Here is a 20,911-nt window from a genome sequence, read left to right on the forward strand (position 1 = left end):
TTGCGAAAGTGCAACTATCGGCGTGGGCTGCCCTCCGAGCCATTCCGAAACCATCGTTGACTTAATAACACTCTTGGTTTTATAGTCTCTGCAAGGCATCGATGCCTGCACGATCCGCACCACCTTGCAACCACGATGGGAGTTTCAATGAGGAAACAAGCACTCCGCGCGACGACCGCGCTGGGCACGATCGTCGCACTCACCGCGATGACCGCGTGCTCCACCGGCACCACCCCCGACGCAGGCGGTGACCTCGACCCGAAGGCCGACGTCACCATCACGATCGGCGACTACCCGACGGCCGACAAGCCCGAGGAGCGCGCCGCCTTCGACGAGCAGATCGAACTGTTCGAGAAGGCGAATCCGAACATCACGCTGAAGCCGTCGACCGAGACGTGGGATGCGCAGACCTTCCAGGCGAAGCTCGCCGGCGGCACGCTGCCGACCGTCATGGGCGTCTCCCTCACCTACGCGCACGAGCTGATCTCGAACAACAAGGTGCCGGACATGACTCCGTACCTCGAGGAACTCGACCTCGTGAAGGACCTCAACCCGCTCGCCCTCAAGAACGTCTCCGACGACTCCGGCAAGATCTACGCCATCCCGACCGGTCTCTTCTCGGTCGGCGTCGCCTACAACCGGGAGCTCTTCGAGAAGGCCGGGCTCGACCCGGATGCCCCGCCCACCACCTGGGACGAGGTCCGCGAGGATGCGAAGACCATCTCCGACAAGGTCCCCGGCGTCACCGGCTACGCGCAGATGACGAAGAACAACACGGGCGGCTGGATGCTCACGACCATGACGTACTCGATGGGCGGCAGCATCCAGGACGACGCGGGAACGAAGTCCGTCATGGGCGACGCGACCAAGCAGGCGCTCCAGCTCCTCCACGACATGCGCTGGGAGGACAACTCGATGGGCGAGCAGTTCCTCTACGACCAGGACGCGGTGCGGCAGGACTTCGCCGCGGGCAAGATCGGCATCGTCCTCCAGGCGCCGGACATCTACCAGCCCGCGATCCAGACGTACGGCATGGACAAGGACGCCCTCGGTGTCGGCGCCCTGCCCCAGGCGAACGGCACCAACGGCACCCTCACCGGCGGCACGCTGAAGCTGTTCAACGTCAAGGCCTCCCCGAACGAGCTGCTCGCCGCCGCGAAGTGGATCAAGTTCTACGAGTTCCAGAAGTACTTCGACGAAGCGGACGCCGTCGCCCGTGCGAAGAGCGACCAGGCGGCGGGCAACCCCGTCGGCATCCCGGGTCTGCCTCCCGTCGCCAACGACATCGACGAGCGCTACCTCGGATGGATCAAGGACTACATCGACGTGCCGCGAGAGCACTTCGACGGGTACATCACGTCCACCCTCCCGCTGATCGCCGAGCCGCCGACGGCCACGCAGCAGACGTATGCCGCACTCGACCCGGTGGTGCAGAAGATCCTCACCGACGAGAACGCGGACATCGATGCGGTGCTCGCCGAGGCGACCACCACCGTCGACGGAATCATCGCCCAGGCCGGACGCTGATCATCAACGCGGGTATCGGACTCCGCTCCTCGGGAGTCCGAGTCCGATACCCGCGGAGAGCATCGAGGTTCATATGAGCACCACTGTCCACGCCGCGACGCCGCCGCAGGAATCCCCCTCCCCGGCCACGCCCCCGCCCTCCCCCCGACGCAAGCGGACCCCCGCCACGTGGTTCCACGGCGGCGGCCTCACCTCGGTCCTGTTCGCGATACCGGTCGTCCTGATCTTCACGTACTTCAGCTGGGGCCCGATCCTGCAGGGACTCGTCCTGAGCTTCCAGAAGACGAACCTGGTCGCGGAGCCGAGCTGGGTCGGTCTGTCCAACTTCGAGTACGTGCTCAGCGATCCCGGCCTCGGACAGGCCGTGCTGAACACCGTCTACTTCGCGTTCCTCGCGCTCGTGTTCGGGTTCCCCGTGCCGATCATCCTCGCGGTGCTCATCAACGAGCTGCGCAAATACGACGGCGTCTACAACGCCCTCGCCTACCTGCCGGCGATCGTGCCGCCGGTGGCGGCCATCCTGCTGTGGAAGTTCTTCTACGATCCGTCGACGACGGGCATGTTCAACACCATGCTCAGCTGGATCGGGCTCGGCCCCCTGCCGTGGCTGAACTCCGAAGCCCTCGCGATGCCATCGATCGTGCTCTATGCGACCTGGGCGGGCGCCGGCTCCACGGCCATCATCTACATCGCCGCCCTCCGCACGGTGAGCACCGAGCTGTATGAGGCCGCAGAGATCGACGGGGCCAGCATCTGGCGTCGCATGTGGAGCGTCACCGTGCCGCAGCTGCGGGGAGTCATCCTCGTGATGATGCTCCTCCAGCTCATCGGCACGTTCCAGATCTTCACCGAGCCGTTCCTGTTCACGGGAGGCGGCCCGAACAACGCGACCCAGACCATCCTGCTGAAGATCTACAACTACGCCTTCGTCTACGGCGACTTCGGAGCAGCGACCGCGCTGAGCGTGATGCTGGCGGCATTCCTCTGCCTGCTCTCCGCCGTGTATCTGTGGGCGACGAAGAGATGGAGCCCGTCATGAGCTACCTCCACGACGCCGCGCCCGCCAGCGACACCGCGACCCTCGTGATCGCCGAGGAGACGCAGGCCCGACGAGGACGCCGACGGTTCGGCCGCCGCGGCCCCGCCGAAGCGAAGGAACGCGGGGTCATCTCCTTCGCCGACCGCAAGCGCCGCACCGTGCGCATCTGGCTCCGGATCATCCAGTCCCTCGCCCTCGCCGGGCTGATCTTCGCCGGCCTCGGCCCGCTGATCTGGTCCGCCAAGGCGTCGATCACCTCGACGCAGGACATCATCACCGACCCGATGGGCATCTTCTTCGCCCCCAACGAGTGGGGCAACCTGATCCTCGCCTGGAACGGTGCGGAGATCGGCCAGTCCCTGCGGAACACCGTCTTCGTGGCGGTCGGCGCGACGATCTCGACGCTCGTCATCTCGATCCTCGCGGCGTTCATCCTGTCGGTGCTCAAGCCGAAGTGGGCCCCCGTCCTCAGCGGGGCGATCCTCGCGACGCTGTTCCTCCCCGGGGTGATCTCGCTCGTCCCGCTCTACCTGACCGTGCTCGACCTCCCCGTCTTCGGGGTCAGCCTGCTGAACACCTTCTGGGCGGTCTGGCTGCCCGCCGGCGCCAGCGCGTTCAACGTCGTCGTCCTCAAGCGGTTCTTCGATTCCATCCCCCGGGAGATCCTCGAAGCGGCCAAGATCGACGGAGCCGGCCCGTTCCGCATCCTCTGGACCATCGTCCTGCCGCTCTCGCGACCGATCGTCGGCGTCGTCTCCCTCCTCGCGGCCATCGCCGCCTGGAAGGACTTCCTGTGGCCGATGCTCGTGCTCCCCGATCCGCTGCTGCAGCCCGTCTCCGTGGTGCTGCCCGCCCTGGCCAAGGGCCCCACCCCGCTGGCCGTGCAGATGGCGGCGGTGTTCCTCACCCTTCTCATCCCCGTGGTGCTCTTCCTCATCTTCCAGAAGCAGTTCCTCCGCGGAGTCGGCACGGCGGGAGGAATCAAGGGATGAGCGCTCTGCACGGAAGCCGGGTGCTGGTCACGGGCGCATCCGGCCGGATCGGCACGGTCACGACCGCACTCCTGCGGCGCAGCGGCGCCCACGTCACGACGCTCTCGGCCGGTCCGAGCGACCACCTGGAGGCCGACCGCGTACTGGTCGGCGACACCACCTCCGAGGCCGACGTGGCGGACGCCCTCGACGGCGTCGACCTGGTCGTGCACCTCGCCGCCCTCGCCCACCGCGACATCGCCCCGGCGTACGACGTGTACTCCACGAACGTGGTGTCCACCTTCAACGTGCTCGCACAGGCGGGGGCGGCGGGCGTGCGCCGGGCCGTGGTGGCCGGGTCGATCAACGCGTACGGGCTGCCGCAGAACATCCACCCCGGGCTCGTGCCGGCGTACTTCCCGCTCGACACCGACATCCCCTCCGACATCGCGGACTGGTACTCGCTGTCCAAGCGCAACGACGAGTCGACGAGCCGCATGGCCGCACGGCACTGGGGCATCGACATCGTGACCCTGCGGTTCCCGCACGTGAACACGGCGGAGCGCCTGCGCGAGGTCGCCGACGGCCTCCGCGCGAATCCCCGCACGGGCGTCACCGAGGCGTGGTCGTACCTCGACGTGCGGGATGCCGCGCGGGCCATCGAACTCGGACTGACCGCCTCCACCACCGGCGCGCACGCGTTCTTCCTCGCCGCGGACCGCACCCTCGCGCCGTACCGCACCGAGGAGATGCTGGACCGCTTCGCCCCCGCCGCCCCGCGTCTGCGGCGTTTCGTCGAGCGCGAGGTCCCGATGGATCTCACCCCGGCACGCGAACTGATCGGGTTCGCCGCGCAGCACGAGATCGACCTCCCCACGCTCGACCTGCCGGACGACGTCTGACCCATGACTGGAGACAGGAGCACCCCGATGCCCATCGACACCTTCGCCAACCCCTGGCAGCCCCGGGAGGACATCCGCATCACCTCGGTGCGGGCGATCACGACCGCACCGTTCGGCACGGCCCTCGTCGTCGTGCGGATCGACACGAACGTGCCGGGACTGTACGGCCTGGGGTGTGCGACCTTCACCCAGCGGTGGAAGGCGGTCAAGACGTTCATCGACGAGCACCTCGCCAGGCTCCTCATCGGCCGCTACCCCGGCGACATCGGCGACCTCACCCGGCTCGCGGCCTTCTCCGGATACTGGCGCGGCGGCCCGGTCACGAACAACGCCATCTCCGGCATCGACCAGGCGCTCTGGGACATCGCGGGCAAGCGGGCGGGGATGCCCGTGTACGAGCTGCTGGGCGGCAAGGTCCGCGCCGCGGCCGACACCTACCTGCACGCGTCCGGCCGCACCATCGAGGAGACCCTCGATCACGCGCACGAGCTGATCGCGCAGGGCTGGCGCCACATCCGCCTGCAGATGTCGACACCGGGAGGCGGCGGCTACGGAGCCCCCGCCGTGCCCACCGAGTACCCCGACTCCCCCTATCGGAACGGCTGGAGTGCGCGCGACTACCTGCGCCGCACACCGGAGCTCTTCGAGGCCGCTCGCGAACAGCTCCCCGCGAACATCGAGCTGCTGCACGACGTGCACTCGCGGCTGACCCCGAAGGAGGCGCTGTGGCTGGCGAAGGCCCTGGAGCCCTACCGCCTGTTCTTCCTCGAGGACATCCTGCCGCCCGAGCACTGGGACCGTCTCCCCGAGGTGCGCGCCGCGACCGCGACCCCGATCGCGGTCGGTGAGCTCACGACCTCGCTGACCGACGCGGTGCGCCTCGTGCGCGACGGCGGCGTCGACTTCATCCGCAGCCACGTCTCCGACATCGGCGGGCTCACCCCCGCGAAGAAGATCGCGGATCTCGCGGAGCTGTGCGGCGTGCGCACCGCCTGGCACGGCCCCGGCGACACCTCGCCGATCGGCGCGGCGGCCAACGTCACGCTCGACGTGGTCTCCCCCGCCTTCGGCATCCAGGAAGGACACGTCTACGCCGAGGCGACGCACGAGGTCTTCCCCGGTACGCTTCGGATCGTGGACGGTTGGCTGACACCCAACGACGCCCCCGGGTGGGGCATCGACATCGACGAGGATGCCGCTGCGCGCTATCCCGCCGAACTCTCGGGACACGACGAGTGGGCCGCCGGTGTGCGCCGACCCGACGGAGCATTGGAGGCACCGTGACCGACACGACCGAACCGATCGCTCCGCGGCGGGCGGAGGCGCGGACGTACTCGACGCGCGATCCCCGTTCGGTGGGCGACCGTCCGGGCGCGAACCAGCACGACCTCGGTTCCTTCAACGAGGTCGCCATCATCGAGACCATCCGGCAGGCGGGCACCATCAGCCGCACGGAGATCGCCGAGCGCACCGGACTCACCCAGCAGTCGGTCTCCCGCATCCTGCGCGTCCTGCTGGAGCGCGGCCTGCTCGCGGAGGGCGAGCAGCAGCGCACCGAACGGCTCGGCAAGCCGCGCACCCCCGTGCGGCTGCGCCCCGAGGCCGCCCACGCGGCCGGCATCCTCGTCGACCCCGAGGTCATCTCCGTGGTGCTCGTCGACCTCGACGGGCGCGTGCTGGAGCACCGGAGCGTGCGGCTCGACCACGAGGTCTCCCCCACCGGGCTCGTGGAGTTCATCGCCACGCAGGTCGAGGAGGTGCTCGAGGCCGCGGCCGTCGACCGCACCACGTTCCTCGGCGTCGGCGTGGCCGTTCCCGGTCCGATAACGGGCGACGGCTCGCTGCTCGACCTGCCGCTGTCGGAGGTGTGGCGCAACGTCCCGCTCGAGCGGATGCTCGAGGAGCGCCTGCCCTACCCGGTCGTGGTGGAGAAGGACGGGACGGCGGCGGCGGTCGGCGAGCGCTGGCTCGGCCGCACGGCGCGGTCCACCGACTTCGCGTACCTCTACTTCGGCACCGGCATGGGCTCCGGCCTCGTGCTCAACGGCGAGGCGTTCCGCGGCATGAGCGGGAACGCCGGCGAGTTCGGCCAGCTCTGCGCCGTCCGCCTCGGGCGGACCGACGGCGACGGGCGCCCCGAGCTCGTCCGGGAGTGCAACCCGACCGTGGCGATCCCGGAGATCGCGCGCGAGCTCGGCTACGACGGCCCCGCCCGCACGTACCGGGAGTTCTGCGCCGAGGTCGCAGCGGGCGACGCCACCGTGATCGCCGCCGTGCAGCAGGTGGCGGACGTCATCGCGCTCGGCGCCGCCGCGCTCATCGATCTGCTCGACCTGCCCATGGTGGTCGTCGGCGGTCCCACGTTCGAGCCGGAGCTGCGCGAGATGGTCATGGAGACGATCGACCGTGCGGTCAACACGTTCCCGACCGCGCATCGCGCCCGACATGTGAGCGTCGAGCGGTCGGTCGTGTCCGGGGAAGCGGGAGCCGTCGGCGCGGCATCCACCATCTTCCACGCCTCCTTCGCCCCGGTCGTGCGTCGCACGCGACCGTACGATCTCCGGTGACCGGGGGCACCGCCGGACGCCGCCACACCCTGCACTCCCCGCACGGCTCGTTCCTCGCGGCCGTCGACGAGACCGGCGCGCGCATCGCGTCGCTCGTGCATGCGGAGAGCGGGACGGAGCTGCTGTTCCGTGTGGACGGGCGTGACGTCGAGACACCGGTCGCACCCGGCGCCTCCGATTCGAACCGCGAATGGCACGAGCGGTACGCGGGCGGCTGGCACACCCTCGTGCCGAATGCCGGCGATCACCGCACGATCGACGGGGTCGACCACCCGTTCCACGGCGAGGCCGCCTGGCGACGATGGACCACGACGACGGTGCAGTCGGACGCCGTGACGCTCGAACTGGCGCTGCGGACCGTCCCGCTGCGGGTCAGCCGCACCACCACGGTGACCGAACAGGGACTGCACGTCCGGCAGCGGGTGCGCAACACGGCCGCGCAGCCGGTCGCCTTCACCTGGACGGAGCATCCGGCCTTCTCGTCCGCGGTCGTCGACCCGGCGACGCGCGTGCTCCTCGGCGACGAGCAGCTCACCGTGATGTTCCCCGAGCCCGGCCATCGGCACGGCGCGTTCCGCTCGCTCCCCGTCAGCGGGCGCGGATCCGCCGTCATCGCGGCCCCGGCCTGGACCGTCACCTTGCGCTGGGATCCCGTCCTGCTCCCCCACCTGCACGTGTGGCAGGAGCACCGGCAGACGCAGACGTTCCCGTGGTGGGGACGAGCCGACACGGTCGCCCTCGAACCCGCCTCCCGCCCCTACGCCGAGACCGGAGATCTACTCGGACCGATCGTCCTCCCCGCCGGCGAGGAGATCGCGACCGCCTTCCTCCTCGACATCACCCCATCCCCCACGAAGGAGAATCCATGACCACCGCATCCAAGACCGCGCTCATCGTGCGCGGAGGCTGGGACGGTCACCATCCGGTCGAGGCGACGGACTCGTTCGTGCCGTTCCTCCGGGACCACGGCTACGACGTGCGCGTCGAGGACTCCCCGGCGATCTACGAGGATGCGGCCTACCTGCGCACCGTCGACGTGATCGTCCAGTGCGTCACGATGTCCACCATCGAGACCGAGCAGGTGCGCGGTCTGGCCGCCGCCGTCCGCGCCGGCACCGGGCTGGCCGGATGGCACGGCGGCATCGTCGACTCGTACCGCGCGTCGAGCGAGTACCTCCAGCTCACCGGCGGCCAGTTCGCCACGCATCGGGCGAAGGCCGCACCCGCAGACCTGCCCGGTGACGGCACCGACTGCTTCGTCGACTACCGCATCGTGATCGACCCCGCCAAGGCGGACCACCCGATCGTCGCGGGGATCGCCGACTTCGACCTCACGACCGAGCAGTACTGGGTGCTCTCCGACTCCTACAACGACGTGCTCGCCACCACCACGGTCGCGGCGCCCGACTTCGAGCCGTGGCAGAGCGAGATCGTCGTCCCGGCGATCTGGACCCGCCGCTGGGGCGACGGGCGGATCTTCGTCGCGACCCCGGGTCACGACCTCCGCACACTCGCGGACACGAACGTCAGAACCATCATCGAAAGGGGCATCCTGTGGGCAAGCCGTTGAACGTGGGCATCGTCGGACTCGGAGCGATCTCCGGCCAGTATCTCGAGACCTTCGCGACGCTCGACACCGTGCGGCTCGTCGCCGTGGCCGACATGGTCGAGTCGCGGGCCGCGGAGGTGGCTGCCGAGCAGGGCGTCCGCGCGCTGACCGTCGACGAGCTGGTCGCCGATCCCGAGGTCGATCTCGTCCTGAACCTGACCATCCCGGCGGCGCACGCGGAGATCGCGCTCAAGGCGATCGCGCACGGCAAGGCGACCTACGGGGAGAAGCCGCTCGCCGCGACCATCGACCAGGCCCGCGAGGTGGTCGACGCCGCTCGTCGCGCCGGGGTCTCGCTCGGGTGCGCGCCCGACACGGTCCTGGGCACGGGCGTGCAGACCGCGCGCAAGACCATCGACGACGGAGCGATCGGCCGTCCGATCGCCGCCACCGCCACGATGGTGACGCCCGGCCACGAGCGCTGGCATCCGAACCCGGACTTCTACTACCTGCCCGGCGGCGGCCCGCTGCTCGACATGGGGCCGTACTACGTGTCGACGCTGATCACCCTCCTCGGCCCCGTCGAGTCGGTGGTCGGCTCCGCCAGCCGCAGCCGCGACACCCGCACGATCGGCTCCGGCCCGCGCGCAGGGGAGACCGTGCCCGTGGAGATCTTCACGCACGTCACCGGCGTGCTCCGGCACACCTCCGGCGCCCTGTCGACGATCGTCATGAGCTTCGACACGGTCGCCACGCACGCGTCGAACATCGAGGTGCACGGCGAGCGCGGATCGATGAAGGTGCCGGACCCGAACGGCTTCGCGGGCGACGTCCTGCTGCACTCGCTGGGTGGCGAGTGGACCACCGTCGAGCCGAGCGCAGGATACGTCGGAGCGGGACGCGGCTTCGGCGTCGCCGACCTCGCCGCGGCGGAGCCGGGGACCGGCGGCCGGGCCAACGGCGATCTCGCCCTCCATGTGCTCGACGTGATGACCTCGCTCCTGGCCGCCGCGGACTCGGGCGAGACCGTCGAGGTCACCAGCACCTGCGAGCGCCCCGCCCTCGTGCCGCTGACGGAAGCACGGCAGAGGTCGGCAAAGTCGCCAGGGTGATTCCCCCTCCGGGCCGGAGAGCCGCGCCGCGCGCGCTCGTATCGTGAGAGCAACCACGACGGGAAGGTGCAGCATGACTCTTGGCCAGGACTCCGTGTTCAGAAACGTCCTTCCGGTTCCGGATCTGGATCGACCGCACCTCACGGTGTACGACGCGAAGGACCCTGAGGCCGCGCATCCGCCGATCGAGCAGGTGCGCCCTCCGGCCGGCGCCCCCAACGTGCTCGTCGTGCTGATCGACGACGCGGGCTACGGCTCGTCGAGCGTCTTCGGCGGCCCGTGCGCCACCCCGAACCTCGAGCGGATCGCCGGTGAGGGACTCCGGTACACGCGGTTCCACACCACGGCCCTCTGCTCGCCGACGAGGGCGGCCCTCCTCTCCGGTCGCAACCACCACTCGGTGAACATGGGCGGCATCACCGAGGGCGCGACATCCGCTCCCGGTCAGACGACCGTGCGGCCGAACACCTGCGCGCCCGTCGCGGAGACGCTGCGCCTGAACGGTTACTCGACCGCGCAGTTCGGCAAGTGCCACGAGGTGCCGGTGTGGGAGACGAGCCCGGTGGGACCGTTCGACCGCTGGCCGCACCCCGGCGGAGGGTTCGAGTACTTCTTCGGCTTCCTCGGCGGCGAGACCAGCCAGTACTACCCCGCTCTCTACGAGAACGTGAACCCGGTCGAGCCGAGCGGCACGCCGGAAGAGGGCTACACGCTGAACGAGGACCTCGCCGATCACGCGATCGCGTACATCGAGCGCCAGAAGTCCCTGACGCCGGACAAGCCGTTCTTCCTCTACTACGCACCCGGCGGGACGCACGCGCCGCACCATGTCCCGCCCGAGTGGTCGGACCGCTACGCCGGCCAGTTCGACGGGGGATGGGATGCCGTCCGCGAGCACACGCTCGCTCGTCAGAAGGAGCTGGGCGTCGTCGCGGCGGACACCGTGCTCACCGAACGCCCCGAGGGCATCGCCGCCTGGGAGGACGTCGACGAGGCGATGAAGCCCGTGCTCGCGCGCCAGATGGAGGTCTACGCCGGGTACATGGAGCAGACCGACCACCACATCGGCCGCGTCCTCGACTCTCTGGAAGACCTCGGCATCCTCGACGAGACCCTGGTCATCGCGATCATCGGCGACAACGGCGCCTCCGCGGAGGGCACCCTCCAGGGGACGCTGAACGAGATGATCACCCTCAACGGCTTCGGCGCCCTCGAGACGCCGGAACGTCTCGCCGCCAGCATCGACGAGCTCGGCACCCCCGCCTCGTACAACCACTACGCGGTCGGCTGGGCCCACGCGATGAACACGCCCTTCCAGTGGACCAAGCAGGTGGCGTCCCACTTCGGCGGAACCCGCAACGGCACGATCGTGCGCTGGCCCGCGGCGATCGCGGCGAGCGGCGAGGTGCGCAACCAGTTCCACCACGTGATCGATATCGCCCCCACGATCCTCGAAGCGGCGGGCATCCCTGAGCCGACGTCCGTGCACGGCGTGACGCAGAAGCCCTACGAGGGCGTCAGCCTCGCCTACACGTTCGAGGACGGAGACGCCGACGAGCGTCACACCACCCAGTACTTCGAGATGGTCGGCAACCGCGGGATCTACCACAACGGGTGGACCGCGGTCACGAAGCACCGCACCCCGTGGGAGACCGGCGCGGAGAAACTCGCCGCCTTCGACGACGACGTGTGGGAGCTGTACGACACGACGGTCGACTGGAGCCAGGCGAACGACCTCGCCGCCGAGCACCCCGAGCGCCTGCACGAGCTGCAGCGGCTGTGGCTCATCGAGGCGGTCAAGTACAACGTGCTCCCGCTCGACGACCGATTCGCCGAGCGCGCCAACCCTGACCTCGCCGGGCGCCCGAAGCTCGTCGACGGCACGACGCAGCGCCTGCGCGGGCGGATGACGCGGCTGACGGAAGAGGCCGTGCTCAACATCAAGAACCGCTCGCACGCGGTGACCGCGCAGGTCACGGTTCCGGATGCCGGCGCGGAGGGCGTGGTGATCGCGCAGGGCGGTGTGGCCGGCGGCTGGGCCCTGTATGCGAACGACGGCGCACTGACGTATTGCTACAACTTCTTCGGCATCGACCACAGCATCGTCCGCGCCGAGAGCCCCCTCACGCCCGGCGATCACCTGCTGCGCTTCGAGTTCGACTACGACGGCGGCGGGTTGGCGAAGGGCGGCACCGTGACGCTGTTCGTCGACGAGGTCGCGGTCGGCTCCGGACGGGTCGAGCGCACGGAGCCCGGGCGCTTCTCGGCCGACGAGACCCTCGACGTCGGGATCGACACCGGCTCCCCCGTCAGCCCCGACTACGGAGCCAGGGGCAACTCGTTCACCGGCGCGATCGCCTGGGCGCAGATCGACACCGGCGACCTCGACCCGCAGCACCACGCCGCCGAGCACGAGCTGCACCTCACGGTCGCCTTCGGCACCCAGTAGGGCGCGAGTGTCTCCGGGGAGCAGGGCCGATGCCTCGCTCCCCGGAGCGGATCACTCGATGGCGTCGTCCGCGCGCTCCCGCTTCGTCGTGCTCCCGTGCGCGGGGATCAACCCGAAGTCGGTGAGGAGCTCACCCATCTGGGTGTTGTCGAGCTTGTCGAGCAGCTTGCCCTTCACGAAGTTCGGTCCGGGGATGTGCACCGCCTCGCCGTCCCGCAGCCGAGCTGTCGCCTTCAACAGGTATCGGATGTCGTAGGTCGAGTTGAACACCTCCGGCACACCGCGCTCGATGTCCAGCAGCTGATAGGTCGCCTCCATCGCGGTGCGCACCGAGTACTCGGTCGTGAAGATCGTGTCACGGGTCGTCTCGGCGAACTGGCCGAGGAACGCGAAGTTCACGCTGCCCTCCGGAACCACCTGCGGGCGGTCGCCGGCCTTGCGCGGCAGGAAGAACGAGGTGACGTACGGCATCATCACCGGCACCGTCTTCGCGGCGGAGGCGGCGAGCTCGGGGATGTCCGCGACGGGGACGCCCAGGTGGTACAGCCACTCCTGCGCGATCTCCTCACCCGTGCAGTCCTGCATCGGCTTGTTGATGAAGTCGCCCGGCGTCTCGACGAACAGCCCGTACACCCACACCACGATCTCGTTGGGCTTCTGCGACTTGAAGTGCGGCTGCCGGTTCACGGTCCAGCTCATCAGCCAGGACGAGTCCTTCGCGGTGACGATGCCGCCGGTGACGACCTTGCCCGAGAAGGGATCACGCTGCGCGATCTTCTCGATGTACGCGGGGATGCGTTCGTCGATCGTGGTGACCGTCGCCGATTCCCACTTCGTCTTGTCGATGTCGTTGCAGAAAACCTCGGGGCGGCCGAAGTCGGGCGACTTCGCCGCGATCCGCTTCCAGAAGTCCCACGCGGGGGCGGGACCGTCGAGGAGCCGCGGTGCCGTGTCCTGGTCGCCGTTGTCGGAGTTCTCCGTGAGCGACCCGATCGTCATGAGGCACAGGTCATCGGGCCCGAGGTCGACGCCTCCCGGTTCGCCGTCCGCGATCCAGTCGATACGCGTCGCCTGTTTGCGCCCGTCCGTGATGTCGAAGTGCACGTCGGTGACGGTGTGATGGAAGCGGAACCGCACCCCGTGATCGTCGAGGTACTTCCGCATCGGGAGCACGAGCGATTCGTACTGGTTGTACTTCGTGAACTTGAGCGCCGACAGGTCGGGGAGTCCGCCGATGTGGTGCATGAAGCGGTGCAGGTACAGCTTCATCTCCAGAGCCGAGTGCCACTCCTCGAAGGCGAACATGGTGCGCCAGTAGAGCCAGAAGTTGCTCGCGAGGAACTCCTCGCCGAACACCTCATCGATGCGTTTGCCCTCCATCTGCTCCCGCGTGGCGAGGATCACGTCGATGATGTCCTTCTGCGCCTTCTCGGAGAGGGTGAACAGCTTGTTCGCGTGCGCGTCCTGCCCCTGCTTCTCGGTGACGCGGCAGAGCGACGAGTTCGGATCGTCCTTGTTCAGCCAGTAGAACTCGTCGAGCACGCTGGCGCCGTCGATCTCGAGCGACGGCACCGAGCGGAACAGGTCCCACAGACACTCCATGTGGTCCTCGAGCTCGCGTCCGCCGCGGATCACGAACCCCTTCTCCGGATACTTGATGCCGTCGAGAGCTCCGCCGGGAAGCCCGAGCTCTTCGAGGATCGTGATCCTCTCCCCCGCGATCTGCCCGTCGCGGATCAGGAAGATCGCCGCCGCCATCGCGGCGAGCCCTCCCCCGACCAACCACACGGTCTTGTCGTCCGCCCCCTCGGGCTTGCGGGGCCGTGCGAACGCTTCGTAGTTTCCGTTGCTGCGATACATCTGGATCTTCCTTCCCACCCACCGGTCGATTCGCGTCCAGTAGACCGCAGGACCGCGAGGAACGGAAGGCGGAGCACGTCATCTCACCCGTAGTAGACCGAGGTGGATCAGCGGATCGCCGTCGACACCGTCCTCTGTGACGAGCCGGTCTGTGCTCCTAGTACACGGTCCCCATCGCCTCGCGCACCTCGGCGAGGGTCGTGTCCGCGATGGCGCGGGCGTGCTCGTTGCCCCGCGCGAGGACGGACTGCACGAGTTCGTCATCCGTGGCGAGCTCCCGGCGCCGTTCCCGCAGCGGGCTCAGGAACTCGTTGACCGCCGTCGCCGTCACGGCTTTCAGCGCACTGCTGCCTCCGTCGCCGATGCGGTCGGCGACCTCTTCCGGCGCCTCGTCCAGGCACAGCCCGGCCGTCGTCAGCAGCGCCGAGACGCCCGGCCGTCGTTCGGGGTCGAACGTGATCCGTCGGTCCGGGTCCGTTCGCGTGCGACGGATCGCCGCCACCGTCTCATCCGCCGTCATCGACAGGGAGATCGCGTTGCCGTAGCTCTTCGACATCTTCCGCCCGTCGAGCCCCGGCACCTCGGGGGTCGCGGTGATCAGCGCATCCGGAACGGGGAAGATCGCCCCGTAACGCTCGTTGAACCTCCGGGCGATCACCCGCGTCATCTCCACGTGCGGCAGGTTGTCCTTCCCCACGGGGACGAGGTTGCCTTTGCAGAACAGGATGTCGGCGGCCTGGTGCACCGGATAGGTCAGCAGCAGTCCGCTCAGCGCGCGACCCGAAGCCTCGAACTCGGACTTGACCGTCGGGTTCCGATGCAGCTCCGCCTCCGTGACGAGGCTGAGGAATGGCAGCAGCAACTGGTTCAGTGCAGGGATCGACGAGTGCGTGAAGATCGTCGTCCGTTCCGGGTCGATCCCCGCGGCGAGGTAGTCGAGCACAGCCCCGTACACGTTGTCGCGGACGTTCGCGGTCGTGTCCCGGTCGGTGATGACCTGGTAGTCGGCGAGGACGAGGAACGTCTCCACCCCGGCTCGTTGCAGACGCACCCGTTCTCGAATGGTGCCGAAGTAGTGCCCCAGGTGCAGCGCACCGGTCGGCCGCTCACCCGTGAGCACTCGGAAGCGCCCCGGATGCGCGGCCACCGCGGCGGCGACCTCCGTCGAGCGCTGCGCTGTGGTGGTGAATGAATCCATCTGTCTCTCCCAACGATCGGGAGCCACACGGAGTTCTCGGGTGCTGTCACGAACTGCCGTGCAGCCCGTGAACATGCTTCAACCGGCTGCTATCGCAGCCACCACCATGCGGAGCGGTTGAAGTTCATGGAACCGATGCTATCGCTCGACGCGACCACCGGACTCACGGCGAGAGCCGGTGCAGGTCGCGCGGGAAGAGCGTGACCTCCCGGATGTTGGATGCCTCGATGAGGCGGGACACCCAGCGCTCGAGGCCGATCGCGAACCCGCCGTGCGGCGGCATCCCGTGCGCGAACGCGTCGAGGTACGCGGCGTAGGCCTCCGGCGATTCACCGCGTGCCTCGATCGCGGCGACGTAGTCGGAGTGCCGGTGCAGCCGCTGCCCGCCAGTAACGAGCTCGAGCCCTCGGAAGATCAGGTCGAAGCTGTTGCTCCATCGCGGGTCGTCCGGCTGGGGGTGCGTGTAGAAGGGGCGCTTGCGCATCGGATAGCCCTCGACCGCGAGCACGTCGCTGCCATGCTTCTCCCGGGCCCATTCGCCGAGCGCGCGCTCGTGCGCGGGTGCCAGGTCGGGCTCGTCCTCCGGCGCACCGACCAGTCGCAGCGCGTCCTGAAAGTGGATCGTCGGGATCTCGTCGGGGATGGCTGGCAGCGCCACCCCGAGTTGCTCGACGGCGTCCCCGCTCTCGCTGCGGATGCTGTCGAGCATGCCGAGCAGCACCTGATGCAGCACGGCGAGCACATCGCGGTGGTCGCGGATGAAGCCGAACTCTGCGTCGAGGGACACGTACTCGGCGAGGTGCCGGACCGTGTCATGCGGTTCCGCTCGGAACACGGGCCCCGTCTCGTAGACGCGCTCGAAGACGCCGACGAGCTGCTGCTTGAAGAACTGCGGGCTCTGCGCGAGATACGCGGTCGTCCCGAAGTAGTCGACGGGGAAGACGTTCGCGCCGGACTCGGTCACGGAGTCGACGAGCTTCGGCGTCTGGATCTCGGTGAATCCCGCGGCGTCGAGCGTGCGACGGAAGCCGCGCAGACTCGCTGCGGCCAGCTCCCACTTCGCCCGTTGTGCCGGGTGGCGCCAGGTCACCGCGGCATGGTCGAGCACGGTCGGCAGGGCGGCGTCGAGCGTGGGCCGCCAGAGCTCGACGACCGGAGTGCGAGCGGGCTCCGAGAGCAGGGAGATCTCGGGCGCCGTCACCTCGATGCCGCCAGGGGCGTGCGCGTTCGCGGTCGCGGTGCCGTCGATGCGCACGACCGTCTCCTCGCCGGGGAGTCCGTCGATCGGGATCTCGTCCGGACGCACCACGACCTGGGCGAGGCCCGAACGGTCGCGGACGATCAGGAAGGAGACCTTCGCGAGCTCTCTGCGGCGATGGACGTGCCCCAGGAGGGTGACCCTGCTCCCCGATGGCGTGTCGGTGAGCTGGGCGGCGAGAGTGCGGACGGGGTCGGATGGCGACATGATTCCTCCAGATGGCGAAAGCCCTGGAGGTGCGGGCGGGGGCTAGATCGCGGTGCCACCACACCTTCGCCGATCGCTCATCGGCCTCTCGTCGATACGCCGGACGCGCGGGACCTGCTTGCCCGAGGGCCGAGGGGCGTCACTCCCTCACAGATACCGCCGTCATGCTAACACCGCCGCGGGCCTCACTCCCGGCCCGGGCCTCGCTCACGAGCACGGCCGCCACACCCGCGCCGCAGAGGGCGAAGCCGAAGAGCGTCACGATCGTGAGGGGCTCTCCGAGGAGGAGCGCTCCGGCGAGCGCCGTGGTCGGGGCGATCAGGAAGAGCAGGGCGTTCAGCGCGGTGATGCCCACGCGACGCAGCAGCCACCAGTAGAGGCCGTAGGCCGCGAGCGTCGGGAACGCGGCGGCGAAGCCGGTGGCGAGCCAGAACGAGACGGATGCCGGAGGCACGAGAGCCCCGAAGACCGCGGCGAGAGGCACGAGCGCCACGGCGGTCACGGTGACGTGGATGGTGAGGGTGACGAGCGTTCCGGTCCGCGGCTCGGAGCGCCGCTGGAGGAAGGTTCCGACGATGAGGCAGCCCATCGCCAGCGCGGGCCAGAGATACGCGGCGGGATGCGCCACGGAGTCGTCGAGCTGCGAGCACACGACCAGCAGAACCCCTCCCGCCCCGACGACGAGCCCCGCCCATTGAGCCCCGCGCACCTTCAACCCGAGCAACGGGCCGACGAGGACGGCGACGATGAGGGGCTGCACGGCGTCGATCAGCGCCGTGGTCCCCGTGGCGACACCGGACGCGATCGCCGCGTAGACCGCGGTGCAGTACCCGAACTGGGCGAAGAGGCCGATGAGCGATTGTCGCCGCACGTCGGCTCGGGTCACCCCTCGCGCGGCGCCGCTGCTCACGACGATCACGATCAGGATCACGGCCAGCGGGACGAACCGCCACACGAGCAGCGTCAGCGGCGAGACGTCGACCACGGCGATCGCGGGCACGAGGAAGCCGGAGCTCCAGGTCACCACGAACGCCACAGCCGCCCCGACGGTCACACCCAGGCGAAGTACACCGATCTGTTTACTCATTTGTTCGACTATACAGGTTGGTATACTCGATGCCATGGCCGTTCCCGTCCCCGAGCTCGCCCCCCTCACGCCGGGCGCCACCCGCGTCCTCGACGCCGCGTCGCTGCTCTTCTACGAGCGCGGCATCCATGCGGTGGGCGTCGACACGATCGCGGAGGCCGCGGGCGTCACGAAGAAGACCCTCTACGACCGCTTCGGCTCGAAGGAGGCGCTCGTCGTCTCGTATCTGCAGCATCGGGACGCCCGGTGGCGCGCCCACGTGGCCGAGCACCTCTCCCGCGTGCCCGACCCCGGCGTCGACCGCATCCTCACCGTGTTCACCGCGGCCATCGCGTGGTCGGACGAGAACAGCCCGAAGGGGTGCAGCGCGATCAATGCCCGCGCGGAGATCGGTGACGGACACGACGGTCATCCCGTGTTCCCCGAGGTCTCGCGCCAGAAGAGCTGGCTGCTCGAGCTCTTCACCGACCTGTGCGCCGAGGCGGGCGCCGCGGATGCCGACCTCATGGCGCGGGCGATGATGCTGCTCTACGAAGGAGCGATCGTCACGGTCGGCATGGAGACGTTCTCCCAGCCGTTCGAGGTCGCTCGGGGTCTCGCGCGCACGATGCTGGAGCAGGACCCAGGGCTGCGCACGGCGTCCCGCTGATCGTCACGGGCATCCGTCCATGGCGGCGCGCGATCCTTCTGCGGGCGGCGACCGAGGGGTAGCTTGTGAGCGTGTCGACAGATTCGAGGAGCGGACGGGCGCCCATCGCCCCGGCATCCCTGGACGCGGCCATCGGCGACATCGACTGGACGGTGGCGCCGACCGGATCGACGAGCTCGCGGTTCTCCGCGCCGAGTGGGGAGCTCGCCGTCGTGTCGCTCGGCGACCCCGCGCATCCCCGGGTGGTGCTGGTGCCGGGCGCGACCGGGTCGAAGGAGGACTTCGCCCTGATGCTGCCTCTCCTCGCGGAGGAGGGCTACTTCGTGCAGTCGTTCGACCTCGCCGGGCAGTACCAGTCGCATGCGGCCGGCGCGGACCGGCCGTACACCCACGAGCTGTTCATCGCCGACCTGATCGCCTTCCTCGAAGCCGGAGCACCCGCGCATCTGCTGGGCTATTCGTTCGCCGGGACGATCGCGCAGATCGTGGCCGTGCGTCGCCCGGACCTCGTGCTCTCCCTCGCGCTCCTGACCACTCCGCCGGGCAGCGGCAATGTCTTCGCGAGCATGAAGTGGCTGGGCCCGGTGGCACCGATCGCCAGCCCGCACCGCGGCGCCGGGCTCATGATCTGGGGCATCGTGACGAACAAGAACCGGGTCCCGCCGCGGCGGCTCGAGTTCGTCCGCTCGCGGTTCGCGTTCACGAGCCGCCGCAGCGTCGACGAGATCATCGGCCTGATGATGGCGTCGCCCGACCTGCGCCGCGACGTGCGGGAGCTGGCCCTGCCGAAGCTGGTCGCCGCCGGCTCGCACGACCTCTGGCCGCTCTCGGCCCACGAGCGATACGCCCGCGACATCGATGCCGAGTTCCGCGCCTACGCGACGGGCCACAGTCCGAGCGAGACCACCCCGCATCAGCTGACGGCCGATCTGCTCGAGCTCTACGCGCGAGCCCGCACCTGAGTCACCCTTCGACCGTGGACGCGGTCGCCTCCCGCCGGGCCTGCCGGCGGCGGTGCGGCGCCTGCTGCGGCAGATGCAGCCGCACGGTGGGCAGCACGTAGCTCAGTCGCCGGCGCAGGGACGCCCAGTCCTGGAACGGGCGCGCCGACACCTCGACGACGAGGCTCCGGTCGCGCAGCACCGTCATCCCCGGGCGCACATGGAACGACAGGTCGAAGTCGTCATGGATGTTCTGCTCCTCACGATGCACCTCGCCACTCAGACTCCGCCACGTGGCGGCGCGCATCGCCATGTTCGACCCGAACAGCGGCGCATGACCGAGCAACGGCGTCATCACCGCATACATGCCGCCGATGTACAGGTGCTCCCCCATCCAATGCACCAGCGGCGTCGATCCGTAGAACCGCGGATCGCCGGTCAGGAAGTCGAGGTCGTCGCGGTCGCGGAACGTGCGCTCGATCCGTTCGATCCAGTCCCGTCCCGGCAGGGAATCGGCGTCCAGCCGCGCGATGATGTCGCTCGTCGCCGCGTCATAGCCGGCCGAGGAGGCGCGCGGGATCCCCTGGATGGGCTCGGACACGACGCGCGCGCCGAATCTCTCGGCGACGGAGACCGTGGCATCGCTGCTGCCGTTGTCGACCACGACGACCTCGTCGGGTCTGCGCGTCTGGCCCTCGAGTGCGCGCAGACAGCGTTCGAGGAGGACGGCGTCGTTCCGCACCGGGATCACCACGGACACGGAACGCGGGAAGACGGTCGTCATCGCTCTCCTGTTCTGCACATCACGCTCTCAGGGACAGTCTCCACCGCTCGGCCCCCGCCGGCGCCGATTGAGAGAGGATGGACGGATGATCCGCTCCCTCCGTCCCGCACTCGACGGGCGAGGCGCGCGGACACTGCTCGCCGCCGCCGCCGCGGTCATCGGCCTCCTCGCGGGTGTCGGCTCGATCCTCTTCCTGCGCATCATGTATCCGCCGCCGCCCCGTCCGCGATCCGACCGGATCAGGGTCGCCGCGATCGGCGACAGCAACACCTACGGCGCGGGCGTGCTCCTCCTCGGCCGCCATCGACGCTCCTACCCCGCGCAGCTCGGGAGGATCCTCGGGGAGCGCCACCAGGTCCTCAACTACGGCGTGAACCGCTGCACCCTGCAGCAGGAGGGCGACTGGCCCTGGGACGCGACGCCGTTCGCCGACGCCTCCCTCCGCGCCCGCCCCGACATCGTGCTCATCATGCTCGGCTCGAACGACGCGCGCGGAGACAACTGGAACGCGGAACGGTACGAGACCGAGCTTATCGACTTCGTCGAGAGGTACCGCTCGCACGGTGCCGACGTCCACCTGCTCACCCCACCGGTGGCGTTCGCGAACCGCGGCGGCGTCTCGGCGCGGATCATCGAGGAGGAGGTCGCGCCCATCGTGCGACGTGTCGCCGAGTCCCTCGGCGTCGATCTGATCGACGTGTTCGACGTCACCGCGCGCTCCGTGAGGAGCCACCCGGACGGCATCCACCTCGACGCCCGCTCCAGCCGTCTGGTCGCGGAGACGGTGGCGGCCGCGCTGCGCTGACGCGGG

At 69.3% G+C, this 20,911-nt stretch carries 18 protein-coding genes; 13 read left to right on the forward strand and 5 right to left on the reverse strand.

Features of this window, described 5'->3' with window-relative positions; genetic code table 11:
- Nucleotides 1-147 precede the first annotated feature (147 nt).
- The 10 genes from MME74_RS15035 to MME74_RS15080 all read left to right on the forward strand — a co-directional run bounded on the left by MME74_RS15035 (nucleotide 148) and on the right by MME74_RS15080 (nucleotide 12,116).
- A complete protein-coding gene (locus MME74_RS15035; protein ID WP_267415866.1) occupies nucleotides 148-1,527 on the forward strand; it encodes an ABC transporter substrate-binding protein in 1,380 nt (459 codons plus the stop codon).
- A gap of 73 nt (nucleotides 1,528-1,600) precedes the next feature.
- Nucleotides 1,601-2,566: a carbohydrate ABC transporter permease gene (locus MME74_RS15040; protein ID WP_267415867.1), complete on the forward strand. Its 966-nt coding sequence runs from the start codon at nucleotides 1,601-1,603 to the stop codon at nucleotides 2,564-2,566.
- Complete coding sequence (locus tag MME74_RS15045; protein ID WP_267415868.1) at nucleotides 2,563-3,558, forward strand: carbohydrate ABC transporter permease; 996 nt, start codon at nucleotides 2,563-2,565, stop codon at nucleotides 3,556-3,558. The genes MME74_RS15040 and MME74_RS15045 overlap by 4 nt, the downstream gene beginning before the upstream one ends.
- Entirely contained in the window at nucleotides 3,555-4,439 is an 885-nt protein-coding gene (locus MME74_RS15050; RefSeq protein WP_267415869.1) for an NAD-dependent epimerase/dehydratase family protein, read from the forward strand. Before MME74_RS15045 ends, MME74_RS15050 begins: the two co-directional genes overlap by 4 nt.
- Nucleotides 4,440-4,466: 27 nt before the next feature.
- Entirely contained in the window at nucleotides 4,467-5,723 is a 1,257-nt protein-coding gene (locus MME74_RS15055; protein ID WP_267415870.1) for an enolase C-terminal domain-like protein, read from the forward strand.
- Nucleotides 5,720-7,006, forward strand: a complete 1,287-nt coding sequence (locus tag MME74_RS15060) for an ROK family transcriptional regulator (protein WP_267415871.1) — start codon at nucleotides 5,720-5,722, stop codon at nucleotides 7,004-7,006. The genes MME74_RS15055 and MME74_RS15060 overlap by 4 nt, the downstream gene beginning before the upstream one ends.
- Nucleotides 7,003-7,875 carry a hypothetical protein gene (locus MME74_RS15065; protein ID WP_267415872.1) on the forward strand — a complete coding sequence of 291 codons (873 nt, stop codon included), beginning with the start codon at nucleotides 7,003-7,005 and terminating at the stop codon, nucleotides 7,873-7,875. The genes MME74_RS15060 and MME74_RS15065 overlap by 4 nt, the downstream gene beginning before the upstream one ends.
- Nucleotides 7,872-8,576, forward strand: coding sequence for a ThuA domain-containing protein (locus tag MME74_RS15070; RefSeq protein ID WP_267415873.1), 705 nt, complete (start codon nucleotides 7,872-7,874; stop codon nucleotides 8,574-8,576). Before MME74_RS15065 ends, MME74_RS15070 begins: the two co-directional genes overlap by 4 nt.
- Entirely contained in the window at nucleotides 8,561-9,667 is a 1,107-nt protein-coding gene (locus tag MME74_RS15075; protein ID WP_267415874.1) for a Gfo/Idh/MocA family protein, read from the forward strand. The genes MME74_RS15070 and MME74_RS15075 overlap by 16 nt, the downstream gene beginning before the upstream one ends.
- A 73-nt stretch (nucleotides 9,668-9,740) precedes the next feature.
- Nucleotides 9,741-12,116: an arylsulfatase gene (locus MME74_RS15080; RefSeq protein WP_324170118.1), complete on the forward strand. Its 2,376-nt coding sequence runs from the start codon at nucleotides 9,741-9,743 to the stop codon at nucleotides 12,114-12,116.
- Between the two features lie 51 nt (nucleotides 12,117-12,167).
- Here the strand turns inward: MME74_RS15080 and MME74_RS15085 are convergent, their stop codons facing one another.
- The 4 genes from MME74_RS15085 to MME74_RS15100 form a co-directional block, all read right to left on the reverse strand.
- Complete coding sequence (locus tag MME74_RS15085) at nucleotides 12,168-13,976, reverse strand: oleate hydratase (RefSeq protein ID WP_267415875.1); 1,809 nt, start codon at nucleotides 13,974-13,976, stop codon at nucleotides 12,168-12,170.
- A gap of 157 nt (nucleotides 13,977-14,133) precedes the next feature.
- On the reverse strand, nucleotides 14,134-15,174 hold the full coding sequence (trpS, locus tag MME74_RS15090; protein ID WP_267415876.1) for a tryptophan--tRNA ligase: 1,041 nt from the start codon (nucleotides 15,172-15,174) through the stop codon (nucleotides 14,134-14,136).
- A 163-nt stretch (nucleotides 15,175-15,337) separates the two neighbouring features.
- The gene (gene aspS, locus MME74_RS15095; protein WP_267415877.1) at nucleotides 15,338-16,639 is read right to left on the reverse strand and encodes an aspartate--tRNA(Asn) ligase; all 1,302 of its coding nucleotides are present in this window, start codon (nucleotides 16,637-16,639) and stop codon (nucleotides 15,338-15,340) included.
- 139 nt (nucleotides 16,640-16,778) lie between these two features.
- Entirely contained in the window at nucleotides 16,779-17,726 is a 948-nt protein-coding gene (locus MME74_RS15100; protein WP_267415878.1) for a DMT family transporter, read from the reverse strand.
- Between the two features lie 34 nt (nucleotides 17,727-17,760).
- Here MME74_RS15100 and MME74_RS15105 point away from each other — a divergent pair, with 34 nt between their 5' ends.
- Nucleotides 17,761-18,375, forward strand: a complete 615-nt coding sequence (locus MME74_RS15105) for a TetR/AcrR family transcriptional regulator (RefSeq protein ID WP_267415879.1) — start codon at nucleotides 17,761-17,763, stop codon at nucleotides 18,373-18,375.
- A 71-nt stretch (nucleotides 18,376-18,446) separates the two neighbouring features.
- Nucleotides 18,447-19,337 (forward strand): alpha/beta fold hydrolase, encoded by an 891-nt coding sequence (locus tag MME74_RS15110; RefSeq protein WP_267415880.1) that lies wholly within the window; start codon nucleotides 18,447-18,449, stop codon nucleotides 19,335-19,337.
- 1 nt (nucleotide 19,338) lies between these two features.
- Here MME74_RS15110 and MME74_RS15115 read toward each other — a convergent pair whose 3' ends face one another.
- On the reverse strand, nucleotides 19,339-20,100 hold the full coding sequence (locus MME74_RS15115; protein ID WP_267415881.1) for a glycosyltransferase: 762 nt from the start codon (nucleotides 20,098-20,100) through the stop codon (nucleotides 19,339-19,341).
- Nucleotides 20,101-20,185: 85 nt separating this feature from the next.
- Here MME74_RS15115 and MME74_RS15120 point away from each other — a divergent pair, with 85 nt between their 5' ends.
- Nucleotides 20,186-20,905 (forward strand): GDSL-type esterase/lipase family protein, encoded by a 720-nt coding sequence (locus tag MME74_RS15120; RefSeq protein WP_267415882.1) that lies wholly within the window; start codon nucleotides 20,186-20,188, stop codon nucleotides 20,903-20,905.
- Nucleotides 20,906-20,911: the final 6 nt, after the last annotated feature.

The organism is Microbacterium oxydans, from assembly GCF_026559675.1.
Lineage (GTDB): Bacteria > Actinomycetota > Actinomycetes > Actinomycetales > Microbacteriaceae > Microbacterium > Microbacterium oxydans_D.